Source organism: Streptomyces carpinensis (assembly GCF_002154505.1).
Taxonomy (GTDB): domain Bacteria; phylum Actinomycetota; class Actinomycetes; order Streptomycetales; family Streptomycetaceae; genus Streptomyces; species Streptomyces carpinensis.
This window is the reverse complement of record NZ_MUBM01000266.1, coordinates 1-22,073: the sequence shown is the minus strand read 5'-3', so window position 1 is coordinate 22,073 and position 22,073 is coordinate 1. Positions and strand designations below refer to the sequence as shown.

The following is a 22,073-nucleotide window of genomic DNA, read 5'->3' as shown; positions in this document are numbered from 1 at the left end:
GGGGGAGCGACGGTCACCAAGCGGACCAGCCGCCGTCGGCGTAGAGGACCTGGCCGGTCACGTAGGCCGAGGCGTCGGAGGCGAGGAAGACGACCGGCCCGGCGAGGTCGGTGACGGGGTCGCCGAGCCGGCCGAGCATGGTCCGCTGCTCGAACCACGTGAGCCGGTCCGGGGTCTGCGCCAGCGGCGCGGTCATCGCCGTCGGGTAGAAGACGGCCGGGGCGAGCGCGTTGACGTTCACGCCGGAGCGTCCGAGCTCGGCGGCCAGGGAGCGCGTCACGTTGGCGACGCCGGCCTTGCTGGCGTAGTAGGCGCTCTCGGGGACGGGGCCGACGCGCTCGGCGTAGACGGTGGTGAGGTTGACGATCCGGCCGCCGCCGGCCGCTGCGAGCCGGGGACCGAACTCGCGGCCCACGAGCCAGGTGCCGGTCAGGTTGACCCGGACGACGCGTTCGAACTCCTCCAGGGTGGTCTGCTCGACCTCCTTGCGGAGCATGACACCGGCGGCGTTGACGACGACGTCGATCCGGCCGTGCGTGGTGACGACGGCGTCCGCGAGTGCGTGGACGGACGCCTCGGAGGTGACGTCGACGGCGTGGCACGAGGCGTCACCGCAGGCCCGGGCGGTCCCGGCGAGAGCGTCCTGCTGCGCCTCGAGGTCGGCGAGGGCGACGGTCGCCCCGTGGCCGAAGAGCCCACGGGCGGCCGCGGCACCGAGCCCTCCGGCCGCGGCCCCGATGACGAGCGTGACCTTGCCCGTCAGGTCGAACAGGGTGCTCACCACTCCAGCTCGCTCTCCTCGGCCGCTGCAGACGTGCCCGCGATCCGGCCGAAGACCGCGGACTTCCCGATCGAGGTGCCGGTCATGTATCCGGCCCCGTGGAAGCCTCCGACGAGCTCGCCGGCGGCGTAGAGGCGAGGGATCGGCTCGCCGAAGACGTCGAGGACCCGCATCGCCGGGTCGACCGTGACGCCGCAGTACGTCGCGAGGACGACCGTCCCCGACAGCTGGGCGTAGAACGGCGGGGTCTGGATCGGGCGGCGCTCACCGACACCGCCGACGAGGTGGACCCGGCCGAACGGGTCCGGCTCGCCACGCGCGATCCGGTCGTTGTACTCCGCCACCGTCGCCTCGAGGACGCCGGGCTCGGTCCCCAGCTTGGCGGCCAGCTCCTCGATCGTGCCGGCCGTTTCGAGCATCCCGGCCCGCAGCCGGTCGCCGAAGTCGTAGATCGGGACCTCGTCGTTCGTCTGGGCCATCGTCGTCGCGTCGAAGACCTGCCAGGTACGGGCCGTCGGCTGGGCGAGGCTCGCGTCACCGAGCGCCTTGTAGGGGATCGACTCGTCGACGAAGCGGTGCCCGGCGCGGTTGACGGCGATCGCGCCCTTGTAGACGGCGAGGATCCCCGTGCCGTCCTCGCCCGGGTGCGGCTCGTGGTAGATCCCGTACGTCCCCTTGACGTAGGGCAGGTCACGCATGCCCGCGCCGAGCTGCCAGGCCATGAGCAGGCCGTCGCCGTGGTTCTCGGCTCCTCCGGCGAGGAGTGCCTCCTCCATGAGCGGCGCGAAGCGGGTCAGCATCTCCCGGTCGCGGGAGAAGCCGCCGGTCGCCAGGACGACGGCGTCGGCCCGAACCTCGTGGCGCTCGCCGCCGCGCTCGATCTCGACGCCGACGACCCGGCCGTTCTCCCGGCGGAGTCGTCGCGCGTCGGCGCCGGTCACGAGGCGCGCACCGAGCCGGCCGGCGGCCGTGAAGATCGCCCGGAGCATCGCGGTCGTGTCGGTCGGGTGCGACCTCGGCACGCTCTGCCCGGCGGCCGCGTGGATGTGGCCGTAGCGGACGCCGAGCCCCTTGAGCCAGCGGTAGGTGTCGAGTTGGTGCTCGCAGTAGAGGTCGACGAGAGCGGGGTCGTTGACGCGGCCGCCCGTCGTGAGGACGTCCTCACGCAGGAGGTCGACCGAGTCGGTGATGCCCTGCTCGGTCTGCTCGTCGGTCCCCGCGAACGCCGAGAGCCCGGCCGACCGCACGGTCGAGCCGCCGAAGGCGTCCGCCTTCTCGAGGAGAACGGCGTACGCACCCGCCTGTGCGGCCGCGAGCAGGGCGGCCGCACCCGCGAGGCCCCCGCCGAGGACGAGGACGCCGACCCGGCAGGGCAGCTCTGTCTCGACCGGCAGGCCCTCGGACGGGAGACCGGGTTCGGGGCTCACGACCGGACCCCGACCGCGTCGAAGTGGGCCTGGGCGGCGCTGAACTCCGGGAGGTGGAAGAGATCCTGGCGCTCCTGCCAGGTCGCGATGCGGTCGGCGTACGTGGCGGTCTCCCCGGTCTCGCGGAGGTGGGCGAGGGCGTCGGTGCCGGCGCGGATGACCGCGCGCAGGAGGAAGTTCGCGTGGAGGACGACGCGGAAGCCCAGGCCCGCGTACTCGTCGAGGGTGAGCTGGGGCGTCTTGCCGCCCTCGACGACGTTCACGACGAGGGGGATGCCGGCGAGTTCGCGACCGACCCGCTCGAGTTCCTCGACGGTGCGCGGCGCCTCGACGAAGAGGACGTCGGCCCCTGCGCCGGCGTAGCGGGAGGCGCGCCGGATCGCCTCGTCGATGCCGAGGACGCCGCGCGCGTCGGTCCGCGCGACGATGACCGTCGCCGGGTCCTCGAGCGCCTGCCGGACGGCGACGAGCTTGGCCGTCATGTGCTCGGCGGGGATGAGGGTGTGGCTGTCGAAGTGCCCGCACCGCTTGGGCATCTCCTGGTCCTCGAGCTGGATCGCGGCCGCCCCGGCCCGTTCGAGCATCCGGACCGCGCGCATCGCCGTGACCGGCCCGCCGAAGCCCGTGTCGGCGTCGACGACGAGCGGCAGACTCGTCGCGGACGCGATCCGGTCGGTGTGGGCGACGACCTCACCGAGGGAGAGGAGGCCGATGTCCGGTATGCCGAACTGGGCGTTCGCAAGGCCGGCGCCCGTGGCGTAGGCGGCCTCGAAGCCGGCCGACTCGACGAGGCGGGCCCCGAGCGCGTCGGTGACCCCGGGCAGGACGAGCGGACCGGTCGCGGGGTCGGTGAGGAGGGACCGGAGCCGGGCGCGCCGCGCAGCCGGGGTCGGCGCGGGGCCGACCCCGGTCAGCGCGCCTGCGTCCGGGAAGGGCGCAGTGGTGCTGGTCATGCTTGGATCAGTCCTCCGTGTCGGCCGGCCGGGCGGGTCGCTCGGCGAGCGGGTGCATGATGCCCGGCGGGCGGCCCTGGCCGTCCGGGTGCTGCGCGTGGCCCCAGACCGCCGTGCGGTCGTAGACCTTCGGCACCCACGTCTCCTCGTCGACCTCGAGGCCGCCGAAGCCGTACTCGACGTGGAACGAGCTCGGCGTCGAGTGGTAGAAGCTGAACTGCTGGTCGTTCGTGTGCCGGCCGAGGGTCAGCGTGATCGGGATCCCCATCTGCTGGGCGATCTCGTAGCCGGTGCCGACGTCGTCGAGCGAGCCGACCTGGATCATCAGGTGGTTGAGGCCGGCGACGCCCGGGGGGCACTGCCCGAGCGCGAGCGTGTGGTGGCGTGCGTTGCAGTGGTAGAAGCGGGCATTGAGCCGGCCGGGCACGATGATCTTGTCCGAGAGGCGGAAGCCGAGCCGAGTGAAGAAGCGGTGGCCCTCCTCGATGTCCGGCATGAGCAGGAGGACGTGTCCGAGGCCCTGCTGGCCGGTGACGAACCCGGAGATCGCGCGGCCGGGGCGGAACGTCGAACGCTGGGCCGTGCGGCCCCAGGTGACCTCGTGGCGGAAGCCCCACGGGTCGGTGAAGAAGAGGATCCGGTTCACGTCACGGGCCGCCGCGAGGTCGGCGTCGCCGTGCCGGGCGGTGATGCCGGCGTCGGCGAGGGCCTTGTCGACGGCGTCGAGGTCCTCCTCCCAGTCGACGCCCCAGCCGATGTAGCGGGTCTCGTCCTGGTCGGCCGGGTGTATCTGGATGCGCCAGGGCGCGTCGTCGATCTTGATGCGGACGGCTCCGTCGGGGCCCGGGTCGGCGACCATGGCGCCCCACATGCCGGTGGCCATCCGGGGCCACTCGTCCTTGTTGGGGGAGCCGACGCCGAGGTAGGCGAGAGAGGTGATCATGCTGGGTCTCCTGGCGGTTTCGTGGTGGCCGGGTCAGGCGAAGGGCGGGGGCGGCGGGAGCTCCCCGCCGAGGTCGTCGGTGGCCCAGGCGAGGCTCACGGCATCGGTGAGGTTGCAGATGTGGCTCAGGCCCGACTGAAGGTCGCGCCAGTACCGCTCGTTCGGCAGGCGCAGGTGGATGCCCTGGGCGCCGGAGAGCTTGTAGAGGCGGTCGACGGCGTCGGTCGCGCGGCGGACGGCACGGACTCCGTTGCGGCGGGCGGTGAGTCGCTGGGACCAGCTCAGCCGGCCGCCCTTCTCGACGAAGTCGAAGAGCTCCCGCATGTCGCACAGGAGGTGGGCCCTGGAGGCGGCGACGTCGGCGGCGGCCTCGGCGTAGGTGTTCAGCTGGATCGGGTCCTTGCTCGCGATGCGGCCGTCGGCGGAGACACGCTGGACCATGTAGTCCCGGTAGACGTCGAGCGCGCCCTGGGCGATGCCGATCGTCGCGCTGTTGATCGCTGCGGAGAAGACGACGGGGAACTTCAGCCTGTAGAGCGTCTTGCCGGGCCGGCGATCCTCGTAGGCCCCGTCGTGCATCGCCATCCCCTCGACGACGCGGTAGTCGGGGACGAAGACGTCGTGCATCTCGACGTCCTTGGAGCCGGTTCCCTTCAGGCCCAGGGTGTTCCACGTGTCCTCGAGGATCGTGTAGTCCTGGCGTGGGATGACGAAGTGGCGGATGTCAGGCGGCGTACCGGGGGCGCCGGCCTCGTCGAAGACCATCCCGCCGAGGATGACCCACGCGGCGTGGTCGGTACCGGTCGAGTAGGGCCAGCGGCCGGAGAAGAGGAAGCCGCCGTCGACCGGCTTGGCCCGGCCGAAGGGCGCATAGGGCGACGCGGTCCATGTGTCCGGGTCCTCGCCCCAGATCTCCTCCTGGAGGCGGTGGTCCATCATCGCGATCTCCCACGGGTGGACCCCCACGACGCCGCTGACCCAGCCCGCGGAGGGCGAGGCGGCGGCGACGGCCATCACGGCCTCCATGAACTCGACCGGGTGGGACTCCTCACCGCCGAACTCGACCGGCTGGTACATCCGGATGATGCCGGTCTCGCGGAGGGTGGCGGCCAGTTCGTCGGTCAGCCTGCCGAGGTCGTCGCTCGCGACGGACTCCTCCTTGAGGACCGGGATCGCGGCCTCGACCTTGTTCTTGACATCGCTCATGTGCGTACGGCCTTCCTGGGGCGCGCGTCGGGTCGCCGCCGCGCGGGGTTGCGGGACGGTCAGTTGTGCGTGACGAACCCGGTCACGAGCCGGTTGAACTCGTCGGCGTGCTCGACCTGCGCCCAGTGGCCGCACTGGTTGAGCAGGACCAGCCGCGAGTTCCGGATCCGCGCGAGGAGGATCAGGGAGTTCTCGAAGTGGACGACCCGGTCGTCGCGGCCGTGGATGAGCAGGGTCGGGATGTCCATCGACTGCAGGGCGTCGAGGGAGAACCACTGGGCGATCGCGCCGCCGCGGGCGAAGCCGTCGAGGTAGTTCGAGAGGTGCTCGGGGTGCCCGGCGGCGCCCGCGGCACGCTCTGCCGCGAGCTCGTCGGTCGCGAAGCGCGCGTTGTCGAAGGTCATGACCTCGGTCAGCCGCTTCATCGACTCAGCGGACGGATCCCGGTAGGCGGCGACGAGGACCTTCATGCCCTCGGACAGCCCGCCGCCCGCCGTGAGGAGCTTGGGCTGGGGGCCGGAGCCGGGCCCCATGGTGACGACGTGGCTGACCCGCTCGGGGTACTCGGTCGCGAGGCGGAGGGTCGTGATGCCGCCCATGGAGTTGCCGACGAACGCGGCCTTCTCGATCCCGAGCGTGTCGAGGAGCTGGACGGCGGCCTTCGCGTGGTCGCGCTGCTCCTTGGTCACCGGGTCGGACTCGCCCCAGCCGGGCATGTCGGGCGCGATCACACGGAAGTGTGCGGAGAGCGGCTCGAGGTTCGTCTTGAAGTTGCTCCAGCCCGTCGCGCCCGGTCCGGAACCGTGCAGGAGGACGACGGCGGGGGCGTCCTGAGGGCCCGCCTCGTTGTAATGAATGTTCCAGTCTGCGGTCTTCACGGACCGGCTGGTGTCGTCGTACGTCAGTGCCATTGCTCAAGTGCTCCTTGTAGCAGGTGTGGTGACGGCTGATCAGGTTTCGTTGCTCAGGTCGGAGAACGCCGCCGCCGTGGAGGACCGGGCCGGCCTTCGCCTCTGGCGGGTCGGTGCTGCTCAGTACTGCGCGGTGGGCGGGATCTCGCCGCCGAAGTGCTCCAGGCCCCAGGCGAGATAGCAGGGCTCCCGGCTGTTGCACACGTGCGTCGCCGCGACCTGGAGGTCCCGCCAGTAGCGCTCCAGCGGCGACGCCTTCTGGATCGACGAGGAACCCATGAGCCGGTAGAGCTCGTTGACCGAGGCGATGGCGCGGTCGGTCGCCCGGACCTGGTCGCGTCGGAAGCGGAGCCGGTCCTTGACCGTGATGTCGCCGCCGGAGCCGACCGTGTCGTAGAACCCGGCGATGATCGCGCGGACGTGCGCGATCCCGGCCTCGACGTCGGCGTGCGCCTTCGCGAGCGCGTCGAGGACGAAGGGGTCCGTCTTCGAGACGCTGCCCTGGGAGGAGACGCGGCCCTGGATGTGCCGGTCGGCGACCGCGACGGCCCCGCGGGCGATGGAGAAGGTGCCCGCGCTGATCGCGAAGGGGAACATGACCCCGAATCGCATGGTGTACAGGGGCGCCCCCGGCCGCCATCGGTCGCTGTAGGTGTTGTCCCGGACCTCGACGCCGTCGAGGACGCGGTGGTCGGGGACGAACGCGTCGGTCATCCAGACGTCCTTGGAGCCGGTGCCGGACAGGCCCATGACGTTCCACGAGTCGGGGACGATCTCGTACTGCGACCGCGGCAGGATGAAGTGGCGCATCGTCGGCGGTGTCGTCGGCCTGCCCGACTCGTCGGCGAGCAGGCCGCCGAGGATGACCCACTCGCAGTGGTCCGTGCCGGTGCTGAAGGGCCAGCTCCCGCTGAACCGGTAGCCGCCCTCGACCGGCACCGCCCGCCCGAAAGGGGCGTACGGCGAGGCGACCCAGACGTCCGGGTCCTGCCCGTAGATCTCCTTCTGGAGCCGCGGGGAGGCGATCGAGATCTCCCAAGGATGGATGCCGACGACGCCGGCGACCCAGCCGGCCGACGGATGCTGCTCGCCGACGGCGAGGACCCAGTCGAGGAAGTCGTTCGGGTGTGCCTCGAAGCCGCCCAGGTCCTTGGCCTGGAGGAGGCGGATCCCGCCCGACTCCCGGAGGATCTGCGCGGTGCGGTCGGTGATCCGTCCGAGTTCGTCGCTGGGTTCGGCCTCGGCGCGCAGCGCGTCGGCGTGCTCGAGGATGTACGCCGTTGCCGGGTGCATGGTCGGTGGTCCTTTCGGGGTGGATGGGGAGGGCTATTCGGTCGTCCGGTCGCGGACGACCTTGGCGAGGGTGACCGCGACGACGAGACCGGAGCCGTAGAAGATGTTCTGGATCCAGCCGGAGAAGCCGAGGAGCTGGAGGCCGAAGATGCCGGTCGTGAGGAAGTAGATGGCGATCATCGTGCCGATCGGGTTGAACATGCCCGGCTGGACGACGGCCGTGCCCAGGAAGACCGCGGCGAGAGCCGGCAGCAGGTACGTTGCCGACGACGAGGAGTCGAAGCCGCCGACGGTCGCGACGAGCATGACCCCGGCGAGGCCGGCGACGAGGGCGCCGGTGAGGTAGGCGCCGATCCTGATCCGGCGTACCGGGATGCCCGCGAGACGGGCGACCTCGGGACTCGCGCCCACGAAGACCATGCCGCGACCGAGTGGCGTCCAGCCGAGAACGTACGCGAGGAAGCCCGCCAGGAGGATGCCGTAGTAGAAGGAGATCGGCATGCCGAGTACCTCGTGGAGGGCGAAGCCGCTCAGCGACGGGCTCGCGACCGAGACGATCGTCGACCCGGAGACGGCCTGGGCGAGTCCCATCAGCAGCGTGCCCATGCCGAGGGTGACGACGAAGCTGGGCACCCCGATGATCACGACGAAGAACGCGTTGACCGCTCCGGCGAGGAGGCAGACGAGCAGTGCGAAGAGGCACGCGCCCCAGACGTTCCAGCCATGACTGGTCACGAGGACCGGTATCAGGGTCGCGGCGATGCCCATGACCGAGGCGATCGAGAGATCGAACTCCCCGACGACGAGGGTGATCATCGCCGACATCGCGAGGAAGACGAGGACCTGTTGGGAGCCGAAGATCGAGGAGAGCGTCGCCGTGGAGCCGAACCGGTGCGGCATGAGGGTGTAGTAGACGAGCGCCATGAGCGCCCAGACGACGACGAGGGCGTACCTGCTCGCCACCGTCCCGAGCCAGGGCATCCGACGGCGGCCCGTCGTCGCGGCCGACCGGTCGGCGTTCGCCTCCTGACCGGCCCCCGCCGCGAGGACGGAGTCGGAACGTCTCGTGACATCGGACATGGGTCACCTCCCTCCGGTCCCAGCGGACCGGTCGTCTCGTACATCGGTGGTGAGGCCGGCCGTTGCCGGCCCGGTGGGCGCGGGCTCGTCGTAGACGGCCTCGAGCACGTCGTCCGGCTCACGGGTGTGCAGGGTCTGCACCTGCCCGTGCCTGCCGACGACGAGAATCCGGTCGCAGGCGTCGACGAGGTCGGTCGCCTCGATGCTCACGAGGAGGACACCGAGACCACGGGATGCGGCCTCGCGGATCGAGCGGAGGATGTCGGCCCGGGCGCCGACGTCGACGGCCTGGGTCGGCTCGTGCAGGACGATGACGTCCGGTGCGATCGAGAGCCACTTCGCGAGGAGGACCTTCTGCTGGTTGCCCCCGGAGAGCTCGCGGGTCAGGGTCCGCGACGAGCGGGTGCGGATGCCGAGCCGGGCGATCGCCTCGGCCGCCGTGGAGTCCTGCCAGCGGCGGCCGACGAACCAGGGCCTGCCGCGGTGCCGGACGCTGGGGATGGCGATGTTGTCACGGATGCTCAACTCGAGGGCGAGTCCCTCGCCGACGCGTTTCTCGGGGACGAGCGCGACGCCGGCCCGGAGGCACTCGCTCACGTCGGACCGGCTCAGGTCGACCGTCCGCCGGCCGGTCGTCAGGGTGCCCGCCCTCGCCCGCTCGACGCCGGCCACCAGTCGGGGAACCGACTCGAACCCTGTACCGGGAAGCCCGGTCAGGCCGACGACCTCCCCGCGCCGGATCTCCAGTGCGAACTCGTTGAGACCCCGGGCGGTGAGCCCCGAGACCGTCGCGGCGACCGGGGCGCCGGTGAAGTCGCGTTCCTCGCGCGCCACGGAGTCGACGGTGCGACCGAGCATGTGCTTGGCCAGGTCGTGTTCGGTGAGGCCCTTCGTCGCGAGTGCCCCCGCCGCGACCTTGCCGTCCCTGAGGACGGTGACCCGGTCGGCGAACCGGAGCACCTCCTCCAGGTTGTGGCTGACCATGAGGATCGACGTTCCCTCGGCGACGACCCGCCGGAGCAGCCCGTGGAACCGGTCGAGCTCCTCGCGCGGGAGAGCACGGGTCGCCTCGTCCAGGACGACGAGGCCGCGCCCTGGCTCCAGGTCGCGCAGTGCCCGGGCGATGGCGACCTCCGCCCGGCGGGTAGGGGAGAGGGACGCGACCGCCGCGGTGGGGTCGATCGGCACCCGGAGGCGGTCGAGTACCGTACGCGCGACGGCGTTCTGGGCGCGCCAGTCGATCTTCCGTGTCGTTGTCGAGTGCTCGTAGCCGCCGACGCCGATGTTCTCGGCGACGCTGAGGTGATCGAGGAGCCCGAGGTCCTGGTGGACGACGGACATCCCGGCCGCGGCCGCCTCGCTCCACCGTACGGGCAGACTCAGCCCGGTCCCGTCGACGGTGATCGAGCCGCCCGGATCCGGTGCGTGGTAGCCGGTGAGGATCTTGACGAGGGTGGACTTGCCGCACCCGTTCTGGCCCACGAGGGCGTGGATCTCACCGGGTGCGATCTCCAGGTCGGCGTCCTGGAGAGCGCGCAAGCCGCCGTAGGTCTTCGACAGTCCGCGTGCCTCGAGCCGGAGTTGTGTCCCCATCGGTTACTTCAGTCCCCAGGCGGTGAGGAACTTGTCGCGGTACCCGCTGCCGCCGAACCAGTCGTCGGTGAGGTACTCCCGCGGCGTCAGGGTCAGCCCGCCGACGTTGTCCTTGGTGAAGTCGCGGGTCACGAGTTGGTCGCCCTTGGACACCTCGTCACCGGCGAGGAGTTGCATCATCGCGTGGGCGAAGCGCCATCCCTCGTAGAGGACCGGGGTGCCGAGGTCGGAGGCCTGCCGGCCGCCCTTGACCCGCTGCAGGCCGGCGAGGTCTGAGCTGGAGGAGAAGACCTTGATCTTCCCCGCCTTGCCCGCGCTCTGGATGCCCTGCAGCGCCGACGGGACCATCGTGTCGACCGGGACGACGATCGCGTTGGTGTCCGGGTTCGCGAGCAGCGCGGCACTGATCGCCAAGCCGAGCTTGTCGAGGTCGACCGTCGTGAACTGGACGCTCTCGATGTGGCAGTGAGGACAGAGGGCCTTGAACTTCGCGATGCCCTTCGCGCTCGCGGTCCGGGTCGTCGTCGAGTCCATGAGCTTGGCCCAGACGACCTTCGCCGAGCCGCCGAGTTGGGCGAGGACGCTCTGTGCCATCGCCTCATGGAGGGCGAAGACGCGCGGCGTGTTGTCGTAGAACGCGAGGGTGGCGTCGCTCGTCCGGCCGCCTGACGGGGCGACGCCGCCGACGACGACCTTGACGCCCTTGTGTGCGAGTTGGTCGAAGGCGGCTCCGGCCATCTGGTAGTCGATGAACGAGGTGATGACGCCGTCGACTTTCTCGTCGCCCGCGGTCTTGAGACAGGACGCGATCGAGGTCGGGTTGAACTTGCCGTCGCAGATGTTGACCTTGGCGCCCGCGGCGGACAGCGCCTGCTCGACACCGACACCGACGCCGTGGATGACCGGCACCTGGTCACCGAGGGCGACGTAGGTGAACCTCTTGCCCTTGAGGTCGACCTTCTTGCTCAGCTTCTGGACGTCCGGCCACTGCGGGGTGCCGGCCCAGGCGGCGACGTTCTTCTTCGCCTCGCCGGTACCGGCGCTGCCGGCCGTGGCGGAGGTGCCGCCGGAGGTGTCCGTGTCCGTCGAGGCCTTCTCGCCCGCGCCGCAGGCGGTGAGGAGGAGAGCGGTGACGGAGGCCGTGGCGAGGGCGGTGAACCGCCGGGTGGACAGGGGACGGGTCATGGGTTCGGCTCCTTTGCCGGTGCGGGCCTGGTCCGACGGACTCAGGCGGCGCGGGTTCAGCGGAAGACGTGCCGCATCCGCCCGATGCCCTCGATCCATGTCTCGAGGACCTGGCCCGAGGTGAGGTAGCGGGGCGGGTTCATCCCCATCCCGACGCCGTCCGGCGTCCCCGTGAAGACGAGGTCGCCCGGCTGGAGGGTGAGGACCTTCGACAGCTCGGAGAGCGAGCGCGGGATCGAGAAGAGGAGCTTGGCCGTCGTGCCCTCCTGGACGAGCTCGCCGTCGACCGAGCAGCCGAGCCGCAGGTCGTTCGGGTCGTCGAGCTCGTCGAGGGTGACGACCCACGGCCCGATCGGCGAGAAACCGGGGTAGGACTTCGCGAGGCCGAACTGTGGTGCGGGCCCGGAGAACTGACGGGACCGGTCGGAGATGTCCTGCCCGATGGTCAGACCCGCGAGGTGGTCGAACACGTCCTCCGGCGCGACGTCGTGCATGGGGGTTCCGACGACCGCGACGGCCTCGACCTCCCAGTCGGTCGTGCCGCCTTCGGGCAGGGCTATCTCGCCGTACGCCCCGGTGATCGACGAGGGGAACTTGGCGAAGACCGGCGGCAGTTCGGTCGGAGCGTCGAAGCGGGCCTCGGCCGCGTGCTCGGCGTAGTTCAGGCCGATCGCGACGATCGTGCCCGGCTTCGGCACCGGTGGGTCGAGCTCCTCCGGGCGTATGGTCTCGGCCGCGGTTGCGGAGCAGGTGGCGAGCCACTCCCGGATCTCGGCGACGTGGGCGTACATCGCCATCGGGTCGGCCGGGAACCGGCGGCCGCTCGCGGACTCCAGGTCCCAGCCGGTCGACTCGTCCCGGTGGACGAACGCGCGCCCCCCGCGGCTGGCGAGCCTCATCGGGCCGCTGCCTCGAACTTGTTCAGGATGCCCGGCGGGTTGTGCCGCCCCCAGTCGGTCAGTTCGTGGCCCCACAGGGAGGGGCGGTCGTTCGTCGAGGCCACCCATGTGCGGTCGTCGACTACGAGACCGCCGCAGCCGTACTCGATCTGGAACGAGGACGGTGTCGACATGTAGAAGCTCGTCATGAGGTCGTTCGTGTGGCGGCCGAGCGCCCTGACGATGGGATGTCCCTTCTCGCGGGCGAGGTCGTAGCCGGTACCGACGTCGTCGAGGTCGCGCACCTCGAGCATGAGGTGGTTGAACCCGACCGTGCCGGGCACCTCGGCCACCCCGAGGGAGTGGTGCCGCCCGTTGCAGTGGTAGAAGCGGACCTTCATGAACTCCTCGTTCACCCGGTCCGAGAGGGTGAAGCCGAGCAGGTCGCCGTAGAACGCGTCGGCCTCGGCCATGCTCGGCGCGATGAGGACGATGTGGCCGAGGCCGAAGTCGTCGCTCACGAAGCCGCTGATCCGCCGGCCCGGCCAGAACGTGCCGGGGTGGCGATGCTGGCCCCAGACGAACTCATGGCGGTTCCCCCATGGGTCGGTCACCCACCACATACCGGCGACGGCGCGGTCGGCGCACTCCTCCGGGGTGCCCTCGGTGACCGTCAGCCCTGCGCCCCTGAGGCGCTCGACGTATGCCGCGAGCTCGGTCTCGTTGGCGAAGCCCCACCCGGCGCCCTCGAAGGCGTCCTCTTCTCCTGGCGCGATCGTGATCCGGTGGGCCGCGTCGTCGACGCGGAGGCGGACCGAGCCGTCGGTTCCCCGGGGAGCGAGCTGGCAGCCGAGGACCTCGGTGGCGTAGGCGACCCAGTCCTCGTGGCGCGGAGAGGCGACTCGGAGGTACGCGAGTTCCCTGATCATCGAATCTCCCTTGATTCTGGACCACGACGGACGTGTCATCGGCGTCCCTGTAGTGGTTGCACCAGAGGATGCAGGACCCGTGACGCCGACGCAAGGGCGGAGAATCAATGAATTTTCGCGGTCGGTCAGGCCTTGTGGCTGTGCTGGCGCGGACCTAAATTGTAGTGCCCGATTCAGACTGAACCGCAGTCCTAGCGAGTACGAAGGGGTCGCCCATGACCACCGTGACCAGCACTGACGTTTCCGTCGGAGACGTCATCTACCGGCTCCACCGGACGGGGACCGGGGCGAGGGAGGCCCTTCTCTTCCTCCACGGCTCGGGACCGGGAGCGACGGGAACGTCCAACTGGAAGGCCGTCATCGAAGAGCTCGGCGAGCGCTACCACTGCCTCGCGCCGGACATGATCGGCTTCGGCGACTCGACCCATCTCGAGGACCCGCCCACCGGCATGGGCCCGCTCAACCTCATCCAGGCCGGCACCCTGTGGGACCTGCTCGACGAGCTCGGCGTGGAGAAGGCGCACCTCATCGGGAACTCGATGGGCGGGATGATCGCACTCCGCATGGCCCTGAGCCGGCCGGAACGCGTGGGCACGATGCTCCTCATGGGATCCGGTGGCGCGCCGAACCTGCCCATCACGCCCGGGTTGGAGCACCTGCGCACCTTCTACGCCGACCCGACACCCGGGCAGCTCCAGAAGCTCCTGGCGTCCTTCGTCTTCGACATGAGTACGCTCTCCGGGGTCGTCGACCGCGTCGTCGCCGAGCGCATGCCCTACATCGAGCGGGCCGACGTGAAGCGCTCGCACGCCGCGATGTTCGCGCCAGGCACGCAGCCGCCGGCCTTCACGGTCCAGGAGCTCACCTCACTGCCGCACAAGACCCTGTGCGTCCACGGCCGCGACGACATCATCGTCCCCGTCGAGTCGAGCACCTATCTCGCCAAGACACTGCCGAACGCGACCCTCCACATCATCCCCAAGTCCGGTCACTGGACCCAGATCGAGGCGCACGACGTCTTCGTCCACCTCCTCGAGGACCTGCTGCACGGCCGAATCTGAGTGACCTCGACCGGGGCCCGCGGAGGCGCGGACCTCGGCTTGTCAGGGTGTGGGCGGTCAGCGACCGATGCGGGCGAGGTGTGCCGCGACGACACCGGTCCCGGTCGGTGAGCGGGGGTGGGTCTTGAGCCCATGCCTGATCGCTGCGGGCATCGCGAACGGTTTTGATGTCCTGGTCGCCTGCTTCCGCTCCACGCCCGGTGATACGGATCGTGCCCGTGGTCCGGGGATGCGGGGGCAGGTTTCCTCACGCCCTCGGGCATCCGGTCGGGCGTGGGCGGTCCGACGCCCACCACGATCATTGCGGTCGTAGTGAGGCGGTGCCGTCCGTCGCCGGATCGGATACCCGAGGGCGCAACTACGGTCACATCGCTGCTCGCCCGGGTGCACGAACGCCACTCGCGCGGTGAGCATGTACCGCCCGTGCGGGGCGTTCGCCGGATACGCCAACAGGACGGGGAGTTCGATGCTCACCTTGCCGCCGCAGTGACGCGGATGGTCTCGTTGCCGTACCACTTCCCCGACTCGCCGTCCGCTGCGGGGAACCGGTGCCCAGCCTCCCACCGACGCGGTGGCCTGCTTCGCACCGGCTGAGCACGAATCCGCCGTGCCCTCACGACCATGCGCTGGCCCGCGACGAGGCGAAGGTGCAGGAGACCATGGGCTCCACAGAGACCCTCGACCGCATCCGCACCATGGCCTTCTACAGCATCGCCGTCCAGCTCGCCGTCTTCAGCCGCAAGCGCGTACAAAGTTTCCTCGACCAGGTCGCGCAGGCGAACGGGTCGATCGGGGGGCCGCCGCGGACGTGCAGCACTTCCTGACGCCGCGGGCACTTGGTACAGCGGAACGAAAACCCGCGCGGCGGACGCTCGCCTGGAGAAGCCCCCGGTGTCCTGGCTCAAACACCAGCCGCGGAAGTAGTTCGCGTAGCACAGCAGGACCCGGCCGAGGGCCGCCGGGTGCGATCGGCGGCCCTCGGTTTCACGGTACTGTCCTGGCCGAATGACGGCCGGTGGGTGCGGTCAGGCGTCGCTGGTGCCGGTCGGTGTCGCCTCACCGAGCATGGCGAGGGTCAGCACGTTGCCGGAGATACCCCAGCCGCCGTCGGCGACCTCTTCGACCAGCACCATGGTGTTGTTACGGGCGCGCTCGCCGTAGATCTCGACGTACAGCTCGGTGGTGCGCGTGACGATCTCCTCCTTCTGCTTCGGGGTGAGGGTCTTCTCGGGGACCTTGAAGTTCGCGAAAGGCATGGCTGGTTGTTCCTTCTCTCGGTGTGGCGTTACAGGGAGCTGCCTGCGGTGAGCAGGCTGTCCGGTCCGATGCGGCCAAAGAAGTCGGCGCGGAGGCGGTCGGTGACCGCGGAGACGACTTCGCTGCCGTCTAGGCTGGGGTCTGTGTGGATGTGCAGAGGCCGAGTGCCATGGGCCATCGCGACCAGGCACGCGACGGCTTCAGCGACCTCGGTCACATCGGCGTACGAAGGGATGAGCGCGGCCCGGCGCTTGCCCAGATCGCCCATCAGGGGTCGGTGACGCTGGTCGTATGCTTCCGCACAGTCGACGTCGGCGGGGCGCCTGCTTTGGCGAAGTGGTTGGTGCCGGTGGTGAACGCACCGGGCACCACGATCGCGGTGTCGATGCCGAACGGGAACGCCTCGGCGGCGCAGCTGCCAGCCAGGGCGTCCATCGCGGCCTTGGCGGCGAAGCACGAGGCCAGGAACGGGGGGCAGCCGCCGCGGGTGCCGGAGCTGCCGATCCACACCGGCAGCCCCGAGCCCTGCTCACGCAACTTCGGCAGGGCGGCATGGTTGACGCGCTGGGTACCCAGGACGTTTACGTCGTGCAGGTCCGCCAACTGCTCAGCGGTGAACGCCTCGGCGGCGTCCAGGACCATGTGCCCGGCGTTGTGCACGACCACGTCCAGCTGACCGCGCTCGGCGAAGATCTGGTCGACTGCGGCGTCGGCGGAGTGCTGGCAGCTGACGTCCAGTTCGACGGCGTGCACGTCGACCTGGTGGTCGGTGCCGTAGCGCGTCAGGTCGGCCACCGCGGTCGCGTTGCGTGTCGCGATCTGGCGGATGCCTGCGTACACGAGGTGACCAGCGAGGGCCAGAGCACGTACGGACAGCGCCCCGATGCCGCTGGACGCCCCGGTGACGAGGATGACCTTCCCTGTTTCGTCGTTCCTCATGACAGGGCGGCCTTTCGTTGATCGATGGGGTGGCTGCGGGCGGTTCAGATGATTCCGCCGTTGGCGCGGACGACCTGTCCGTTGATCCAATGGCCGGCCGGGGAGGCCAGGAACGCTACGACCTCGGCGATGTCGGCCGGGGTACCGAGGCACTCCAGCGGGGGCTGGGCGGCCAGGTGGGCAATGGTCTCCTCGTCCTTGCCGTCCAGGAACAGGTCGGTGGCCGTGGGGCCGGGTGCAACGGTGTTGGCGGTGACGTCCCGGCCCCGCAGCTCCCGGGCCAGGATCAGCGTCAGTGCCTCGACCGCGCCCTTGCTGGCGGTGTACGCGCCGTAGCCCGGGAAGGCCAGCCCCACCACCGACGTGGAGAACGTCACGATCGCGCCGCCGGGGCGCACACGACGGGCGGCCTGCTGGACGACGACGAACGTGGCGCGAATGTTGGTGCGGTGCAGGTCGTCCAGCGCGGCCAGGTCCAGCTCGGCGATCGGCGCCAGGTGCATCCGCCCGGCCGCGTGCACGACGACGTCGACGCCGCCGAACTCTGCTTCGGCCGCGTCGAACAGGGCCGCGACTGCGTGTTCGTCGGCGACGTCGGCGCGCACTGCGATCGCCCGGACGCCGCCGTTGACGGCCTCCTGCACGGCGGCTTCGGCCTCGTCGTGGTTGCCGGCGTAGCCGACCACGACGGCGTAACCCGTCGGCGGCCAGCCGGCCGACGGTCTGGCGGCCGATGCCGCGCGAGCCGCCGGTGACGATCGCGACACGGGGTGAGGCGGAGGGCTGGGCCGGGGCAGCGGTTCCGACGAGGGAAGCGGGGATAGGCATAACTGACTCCCGGGGTGGATGCGGGTCGGGCCGCGGCCTTGCCGTCGCCCTGCTGGCCCAGCTCGAGACGGCCTGCCGGGCATGTGACGAGCTGGCGCACGACACCGAAGAACTCTTTCTGCAGCACCCCGACGCGGAGATCATCACGAGCTTCCCCGGAGTTGCCGTGCTCACCGGTGCTCGGATACTCGCGGAGATCGGTGACGACCGCACCCGGTTCGAGACGGCCCGAGACCTGAAGGCCTACGCCGGAAGCGCCCCGGTGACGAGGGAATCCGGCAAGAGCCGTCGCGTCAGTCACCGCCGGATCAAGAACAGCGGCCTGGCCGCGGCCGGCCGGCACTGGGCGTTCGCCGCACTCACCGCTTCACTCGGGGCCCATTCTCACTACAACCGCCGACGAGAAGCCGGCGACCGTTACCATGCGGCCCTCCGCAACCTGTTCAACCGCCTGATCGGCCAGCTCCATCACTGCCTAGCCACCCGCCAGAAGTTCGACGAAGCGGTTGCCTTCGCCCCGCCGACACTGCCAACGCTCACAACAGCTGCTTGACCCCATAGCTGCATGGGGTGTCTTGTCCGCGCGGAGTTTGACGGGTCGGCGCCGCCGTGGTCCCCGGCGGGACCGGACGGCGGGTATGCCGCGGATGAGCGGCTTGAGGGCGAGGCTGTCGTGCATGTTCGCGCCGGACACGGCGACGGCACCCGAGTTCGTCCAGCACCGCCCGGTGCAGCCGACGCCACAGGCCGGCCTCGGTCCATACCGTGAAGCGGCGATGCGCGGTGGCGGGCGACGTGCCGAATGTCGGCGGCAGATGCCGCCAGGCACAGCCGCTGGTGAGCACGTACACCACTGCCGTGAACACGGCCCGCTCGTCACACGGAGCGGTCCCACCACCTTGCGGACGAGCAGCGAACGATGGCAGCAACGGGGCGGCAAGTTCCCAGAGTTCATCAGGAACCAGACGCTTCGATAGATCAGCACCCACGACCGGCATCATGCCGCACGAACATCAAGTCACGTGAGACAACCGCTACGCCTTGATTGGTGCGGCCGACCTGGCGGCCTGCTCGATCTTCGCGCAGTAGGCTGCAAGGGCTTCCTCGTCGATCTGCTTCTCGTGTTCGGCGCGCAGCCCGGTCCGGCCGTCGAGGCCCTCGCGCAGGATATCGGCGTGCCCGGCATGCCGGATGGACTCGCCGAGGACATGGACCATGACGGCGAACAGGTTCGTGTCGGCATAAGGCTCCGGCCACCACGGCACGTGGCCGGGGGCGTCGAGGGGAAGCTCGTTGATCGTCGCGTCCGAGTGTTCCCACGTGCGCCGGTAGAACGCGATGATCTGATCGCGGGTCTCGTCCTCGGTCGCCCACAGATCGCTGCCGTCGGAGTCCTGCCACCGGGGCAGCGGTTCCGGGGAAGGGCGGTCGAAGACCTCGCCGAAGTACCTGGCCTCGACGCTGGCCACGTGTTTGACCAGGCCGAGGAGGTTGGTCCCGGTCGCTGTCAGCGGTCGGCGGGCGTCGTATTCGGACAAGCCGTCGAGTTTCCAGAGCAGCGCGTTGCGGTCCCGCCGCAGTCTCCCGTGCAGGTTGTCTTTCGCGAATTCATCGATCATGCGGCATGAGCCTGCCATGGGCTGCTTGTGGTCTCAAGATCCCGTAATGGTCCGCGACGACTGGCAGAGCTGAGGCCTGGCCATGGCCGCCGCCCTGACCTGCTACAAGAAGCTCGCGAAGCTTGCCACGTGAGACAACCTCCAAGTCGATGCCGAGGTCACCGCTGAAGCCCGCCGCCTCGCAGCCCACCCCACAGTTCCCGCCGAACCCACGGATTCGCCCAGCTGATGCACACGGACCGACCCCCGAGTTCCCGCTGAACAGACTTCGGTTTCCCTGAACTCACGGGCCTCACCGGGCGTGAGTAGTTCCCGCACAAATAATGCCGATGAGAACGATCATGGATCCTCGCACCCGATTCCTCCGGTCCGGCTGTGTAGGGGCTTGGCCCGGCGATACGCTCGCGATGGCCACACGGGGTGAAGGGGGTCTCGGAGTGCTTGATCAGGAATTGATCGCGCTGGCGGCGTCTGGGGGGACGGCACTGGTGCAGGCGGCGGGCACGGACGCTTGGACGGGACTGCGCCAGGCGGTCGCGGGCTGGTTCGGCCGCGGTGATGCGCAGCGGGAGCGGGCCGAGCTGGAGCGTTTGGAGCAGACCGCGGACAGTGTGCGGGACGCCGGCCCGGACGAGGTGGAGCGGGTACGCGACCGCCAGGAGGGTGTCTGGCAGACCCGTATCGAGGCTCTGCTGGAGAACTTGGACGGTGCCCAGCGGGAGCAAGCGGCCAAGGAGCTTGCTTCCCTGCTCGCGCAGCATGCCCCGCAGCCGGGGGTGAGTGCAGGGCAAGGCGGGCTGGCCGCGAACAGGGTGGACGTCCGTGCGGAGGGGGGCTCGGTCGCCGGCGGCGTCATCAACGGCGGGGTGCAGATCGGCCGCCCTTTGCTGCCGGATCCGCCGCAGGGCTGAGCGGACCGGCCAGCACAAGCCCACCCAGCATCCCTCGCCCTTCCGGCACGGCGGGTGGAGCCATGGTCGTCACGGCGACCGACGGCAGCATCGCCGCCGGCGCGGTCACCGGCGGGCTTCATCAGCACCGGCATACCGGCCCCCCGGGAGCCCGCCACCTGGCCTCACCAGGTCGGCGTCATCCCGTCCCGGGCGCAGTGCTTCCAACAGCGCGCTGAGGCGAACCGGCTGCGCGCCGTCATCGATAGGGGTGGCACCGGGGTCCTGTGGCAGGTGCTGACCGGAATGGGCGGAGTGGGCAAGACACAGCTCGCCGCCGACTATGCCCGCACCGCCTGGGACACCGGTGGCCTCGACGTCCTGCTCTGGATCACCGCCGACAGCCGTTCGTCCGTCGTGGCCGCATACGCGCAGGCCGGCGTGGAGCTGTGCCGTGCCGACCCCGACAACTCCGAACAGGCCGCCCGCACCTTTCTGGCCTGGCTGACCCCCAATCCGGGCAGCGGCCGTGCCGGTGGCTGATGGTCCTGGACGACGTCGCCGACCCGGCGGACCTGCACGGCCTATGGCCGCCAGCCGGCCCGCACGGCCGCACCCTGGTCACCACCCGCCGCCGGGACGCCGCCCTGGCCGGGGAAGGCCGCCGCCTGGTCAGGGTCGGTCTGTTCTCTGAGGCCGAAGCTCTTGACTACCTCACCACGTCCCTGGCTGCACACGGCCGGAGCGAGCCCCCGGACCAGCTCACCGCTCTGGCCGCCGAACTCGGCCACCTTGCCCTGGCCCTGGCACAGGCCACCGCCTACCTCATCGACTCGGGCGACAGCGCTGCCACCTGCCGCGGCCTGCTGGCGAACGAACAAGCCATCGCACTCGCCGACCTTGTCCCCGACGCCCTGCCCGACGAACAGGCCACCACCCTCGCCGCCGCCTGGTCCCTGTCCATCGCCCGCGCCGACACACTCTGCCCCGCCGGCCTGGCCAGGCCCATGCTCCACCTCGCAGCCCTCCTCGATGCCAACGGCATCCCCCAGGACGCCCTGACCGGCGAAGCCGCCCGCGCCCACCTCAGCACCCACCGCACCGACTCCAGCCTGGGCACCAGGCCCGGCAGCACCGCGGAACCGGTCCCCGTCTCCCACCTCGACGCGGTGCGCGCCCTGCGCGCCCTGGACCGCCTCAGCCTCATCGACCACAGGCCGGAGACCAGTCACCAAACCGTCCGCATCCACCAGCTCATCCAGCGCACCACCCGGGACACCCTCACCCGTGATCAAAAAAGCCAGTACGCCCGCACCGCCGCCGACGCCCTCTTAGCCGCCTGGCCCCGCATCGAACGCGACACCGCCCTCGCCCAAGCCCTTCGCGCCAACACCGAAGCCCTCACCCGCCTCGCCGAAGAAGCCCTGTATCGACCAGACGTCCATGAGGTGCTGTACCGTACCGGCCGCAGTCTCGGTGAATCCGGCCAGGTCACCGCCGCCATGGACCACTACCCCCACCTGGCCACCACCACCCGCAGCCGCCTCGGCGCCAACCACCCCGACACCCTGATGTCCCGCCATGAGCTGGCCCACTGGAGGGGGGAGGCGGGGGATGCGGCGGGTGCCGCGGCCGCGTTCGGCGAACTGCTGCGGGACAGGACACGAGTCCAAGGCCCCGATCACCCCAACACCCTGAACACCCGCTTAACGGTGGCTCACTGGCGGGGCAGGGCGGGGGATGCGGATGGTGCCGCGGCCGCGCTCGGCGAACTGGTGACGGACATGGTGCGGGTGCTGGGCCTCGATCACCCTGAACACCCGCCATGAGCTGGCCCACTGGCAGGGAAAGGCGGGAAACGGGACTGCTGGGCAGCCGACCGATCGATGTGGGGTGTGAGCGGCGGTACTGCACGGATCCGTCCGCAAGGTCAAACGTCGGGTGTGTCAGAGCCGTATCGTGGTGAACAAGGTGGTCCCGTGTACCGCGTCCACTTCCTTCCGATCGGTCTCGGTGAACCCGACCTTGGCCAGCACTCTGCGAGAAGCGGTGTTCCAGTCCCAGACGGTGGCCCACAGATGTTCGTAGCCAGACGATCGTGCCCATTCCAGAACCGCCAACGAGGCCTCGGTCGCGTATCCCTGACGCCAGGTTCGGCGTAGCAGCTCGAATGCCAGTTCCGGTTCCCCTACCGCTCCTCGCCCGCTGTCGACCAGCCCGCAATAGCCGATGACGTCACGAGACGCCTTCCGTTCGACCGCCAGCAACCCGGTCGACCTCACCTTGTTGGTGCGGATCGA

23 protein-coding genes and 3 pseudogenes are annotated in these 22,073 nt (G+C 70.2%); 6 read left to right on the top strand and 20 right to left on the bottom strand.

All coding sequences use genetic code 11. The features are described from left to right. Positions 1 to 13 precede the first annotated feature (13 nt). The 12 genes from BZY54_RS31720 to BZY54_RS31665 all read right to left on the bottom strand — a co-directional run bounded on the left by BZY54_RS31720 (position 14) and on the right by BZY54_RS31665 (position 13,179). Complete coding sequence (locus BZY54_RS31720; protein WP_086728760.1) at positions 14 to 784, bottom strand: SDR family NAD(P)-dependent oxidoreductase; 771 nt, start codon at positions 782 to 784, stop codon at positions 14 to 16. Beyond that, a complete protein-coding gene (locus BZY54_RS31715; protein WP_086728759.1) occupies positions 778 to 2,208 on the bottom strand; it encodes an FAD-dependent oxidoreductase in 1,431 nt (476 codons plus the stop codon). The genes BZY54_RS31720 and BZY54_RS31715 overlap by 7 nt, the downstream gene beginning before the upstream one ends. Further along, positions 2,205 to 3,161 carry an isocitrate lyase/PEP mutase family protein gene (locus tag BZY54_RS31710; RefSeq protein WP_086728758.1) on the bottom strand — a complete coding sequence of 319 codons (957 nt, stop codon included), beginning with the start codon at positions 3,159 to 3,161 and terminating at the stop codon, positions 2,205 to 2,207. Before BZY54_RS31710 ends, BZY54_RS31715 begins: the two co-directional genes overlap by 4 nt. A gap of 7 nt (positions 3,162 to 3,168) precedes the next feature. Further along, on the bottom strand, positions 3,169 to 4,104 hold the full coding sequence (locus BZY54_RS31705; RefSeq protein WP_086728757.1) for a VOC family protein: 936 nt from the start codon (positions 4,102 to 4,104) through the stop codon (positions 3,169 to 3,171). Positions 4,105 to 4,137: 33 nt separating this feature from the next. After that, complete coding sequence (locus BZY54_RS31700) at positions 4,138 to 5,310, bottom strand: acyl-CoA dehydrogenase family protein (RefSeq protein WP_086728756.1); 1,173 nt, start codon at positions 5,308 to 5,310, stop codon at positions 4,138 to 4,140. Positions 5,311 to 5,369: 59 nt separating this feature from the next. Then, positions 5,370 to 6,221 carry an alpha/beta fold hydrolase gene (locus tag BZY54_RS31695; RefSeq protein ID WP_086728755.1) on the bottom strand — a complete coding sequence of 284 codons (852 nt, stop codon included), beginning with the start codon at positions 6,219 to 6,221 and terminating at the stop codon, positions 5,370 to 5,372. A gap of 120 nt (positions 6,222 to 6,341) precedes the next feature. Continuing rightward, positions 6,342 to 7,514 (bottom strand): acyl-CoA dehydrogenase family protein, encoded by a 1,173-nt coding sequence (locus BZY54_RS31690; RefSeq protein ID WP_086728754.1) that lies wholly within the window; start codon positions 7,512 to 7,514, stop codon positions 6,342 to 6,344. Positions 7,515 to 7,547: 33 nt separating this feature from the next. Further along, positions 7,548 to 8,594 (bottom strand): ABC transporter permease, encoded by a 1,047-nt coding sequence (locus BZY54_RS31685; protein ID WP_086728753.1) that lies wholly within the window; start codon positions 8,592 to 8,594, stop codon positions 7,548 to 7,550. A 3-nt stretch (positions 8,595 to 8,597) separates the two neighbouring features. Further along, entirely contained in the window at positions 8,598 to 10,187 is a 1,590-nt protein-coding gene (locus BZY54_RS31680; RefSeq protein ID WP_086728752.1) for a sugar ABC transporter ATP-binding protein, read from the bottom strand. Between the two features lie 3 nt (positions 10,188 to 10,190). Next, a complete protein-coding gene (locus tag BZY54_RS31675) occupies positions 10,191 to 11,372 on the bottom strand; it encodes a sugar ABC transporter substrate-binding protein (RefSeq protein WP_086728751.1) in 1,182 nt (393 codons plus the stop codon). Between the two features lie 56 nt (positions 11,373 to 11,428). Next, positions 11,429 to 12,271, bottom strand: a complete 843-nt coding sequence (locus tag BZY54_RS31670; protein ID WP_086728750.1) for a fumarylacetoacetate hydrolase family protein — start codon at positions 12,269 to 12,271, stop codon at positions 11,429 to 11,431. After that, positions 12,268 to 13,179 carry a VOC family protein gene (locus BZY54_RS31665; RefSeq protein ID WP_086728749.1) on the bottom strand — a complete coding sequence of 304 codons (912 nt, stop codon included), beginning with the start codon at positions 13,177 to 13,179 and terminating at the stop codon, positions 12,268 to 12,270. The genes BZY54_RS31670 and BZY54_RS31665 overlap by 4 nt, the downstream gene beginning before the upstream one ends. A 215-nt stretch (positions 13,180 to 13,394) precedes the next feature. Between BZY54_RS31665 and BZY54_RS31660 the strand changes: the two genes are divergently transcribed. Beyond that, a complete protein-coding gene (locus BZY54_RS31660; protein WP_086728748.1) occupies positions 13,395 to 14,240 on the top strand; it encodes an alpha/beta fold hydrolase in 846 nt (281 codons plus the stop codon). On the opposite strand, the pseudogene BZY54_RS55645 reads toward BZY54_RS31660, so the two are convergent. Next, a pseudogene (locus BZY54_RS55645) lies at positions 14,152 to 14,594 on the bottom strand (hypothetical protein); the annotation flags it as partial. The gene BZY54_RS31660 and the pseudogene BZY54_RS55645 overlap by 89 nt on opposite strands. A gap of 305 nt (positions 14,595 to 14,899) precedes the next feature. Between BZY54_RS55645 and BZY54_RS51115 the strand changes: the two are divergent. Further along, positions 14,900 to 15,064, top strand: a complete 165-nt coding sequence (locus BZY54_RS51115; RefSeq protein WP_158103946.1) for a hypothetical protein — start codon at positions 14,900 to 14,902, stop codon at positions 15,062 to 15,064. 201 nt (positions 15,065 to 15,265) lie between these two features. On the opposite strand, the gene BZY54_RS31650 is transcribed toward BZY54_RS51115, so the two are convergent. From BZY54_RS31650 to BZY54_RS31640, 4 genes and pseudogenes are all read right to left on the bottom strand, one after another. Next, positions 15,266 to 15,496, bottom strand: coding sequence for a tautomerase family protein (locus tag BZY54_RS31650; protein ID WP_086728747.1), 231 nt, complete (start codon positions 15,494 to 15,496; stop codon positions 15,266 to 15,268). A gap of 29 nt (positions 15,497 to 15,525) precedes the next feature. Continuing rightward, positions 15,526 to 15,765 (bottom strand): hypothetical protein, encoded by a 240-nt coding sequence (locus BZY54_RS53790; RefSeq protein ID WP_167414106.1) that lies wholly within the window; start codon positions 15,763 to 15,765, stop codon positions 15,526 to 15,528. Then, positions 15,765 to 16,436: an SDR family NAD(P)-dependent oxidoreductase gene (locus tag BZY54_RS31645; protein WP_244217444.1), complete on the bottom strand. Its 672-nt coding sequence runs from the start codon at positions 16,434 to 16,436 to the stop codon at positions 15,765 to 15,767. The genes BZY54_RS53790 and BZY54_RS31645 overlap by 1 nt, the downstream gene beginning before the upstream one ends. 44 nt (positions 16,437 to 16,480) lie before the next feature. After that, positions 16,481 to 17,264: pseudogene (locus BZY54_RS31640) on the bottom strand (SDR family oxidoreductase). 43 nt (positions 17,265 to 17,307) lie between these two features. On the opposite strand from BZY54_RS31640, the pseudogene BZY54_RS51110 reads away from it, so the two are divergent. After that, positions 17,308 to 17,817: pseudogene (locus BZY54_RS51110) on the top strand (transposase); the annotation flags it as partial. On the opposite strand, the gene BZY54_RS55640 reads toward BZY54_RS51110, so the two are convergent. Both BZY54_RS55640 and BZY54_RS31625 read right to left on the bottom strand, forming a co-directional pair. After that, complete coding sequence (locus BZY54_RS55640; RefSeq protein WP_425276337.1) at positions 17,801 to 18,262, bottom strand: transposase; 462 nt, start codon at positions 18,260 to 18,262, stop codon at positions 17,801 to 17,803. The pseudogene BZY54_RS51110 and the gene BZY54_RS55640 sit on opposite strands and share 17 nt — an antisense overlap. 36 nt (positions 18,263 to 18,298) lie before the next feature. Beyond that, positions 18,299 to 18,883, bottom strand: coding sequence for a DinB family protein (locus tag BZY54_RS31625; protein WP_086728745.1), 585 nt, complete (start codon positions 18,881 to 18,883; stop codon positions 18,299 to 18,301). Between the two features lie 437 nt (positions 18,884 to 19,320). Here BZY54_RS31625 and BZY54_RS31620 point away from each other — a divergent pair, with 437 nt between their 5' ends. The 3 genes from BZY54_RS31620 (at position 19,321) to BZY54_RS31615 (ending at position 21,602) form a co-directional block, all read left to right on the top strand. Beyond that, the gene (locus BZY54_RS31620) at positions 19,321 to 19,794 is read left to right on the top strand and encodes a hypothetical protein (RefSeq protein WP_086728744.1); all 474 of its coding nucleotides are present in this window, start codon (positions 19,321 to 19,323) and stop codon (positions 19,792 to 19,794) included. 294 nt (positions 19,795 to 20,088) lie between these two features. Then, the gene (locus BZY54_RS51105) at positions 20,089 to 20,316 is read left to right on the top strand and encodes a hypothetical protein (RefSeq protein ID WP_158103944.1); all 228 of its coding nucleotides are present in this window, start codon (positions 20,089 to 20,091) and stop codon (positions 20,314 to 20,316) included. Further along, positions 20,316 to 21,602 (top strand): tetratricopeptide repeat protein, encoded by a 1,287-nt coding sequence (locus tag BZY54_RS31615; protein WP_086728743.1) that lies wholly within the window; start codon positions 20,316 to 20,318, stop codon positions 21,600 to 21,602. Before BZY54_RS51105 ends, BZY54_RS31615 begins: the two co-directional genes overlap by 1 nt. Before the next feature lie 117 nt (positions 21,603 to 21,719). On the opposite strand, the gene BZY54_RS31610 is transcribed toward BZY54_RS31615, so the two are convergent. Beyond that, the coding region (locus BZY54_RS31610) for a GNAT family N-acetyltransferase (protein ID WP_143668161.1) at positions 21,720 to 22,073 on the bottom strand (354 nt) is incomplete at its 5' end.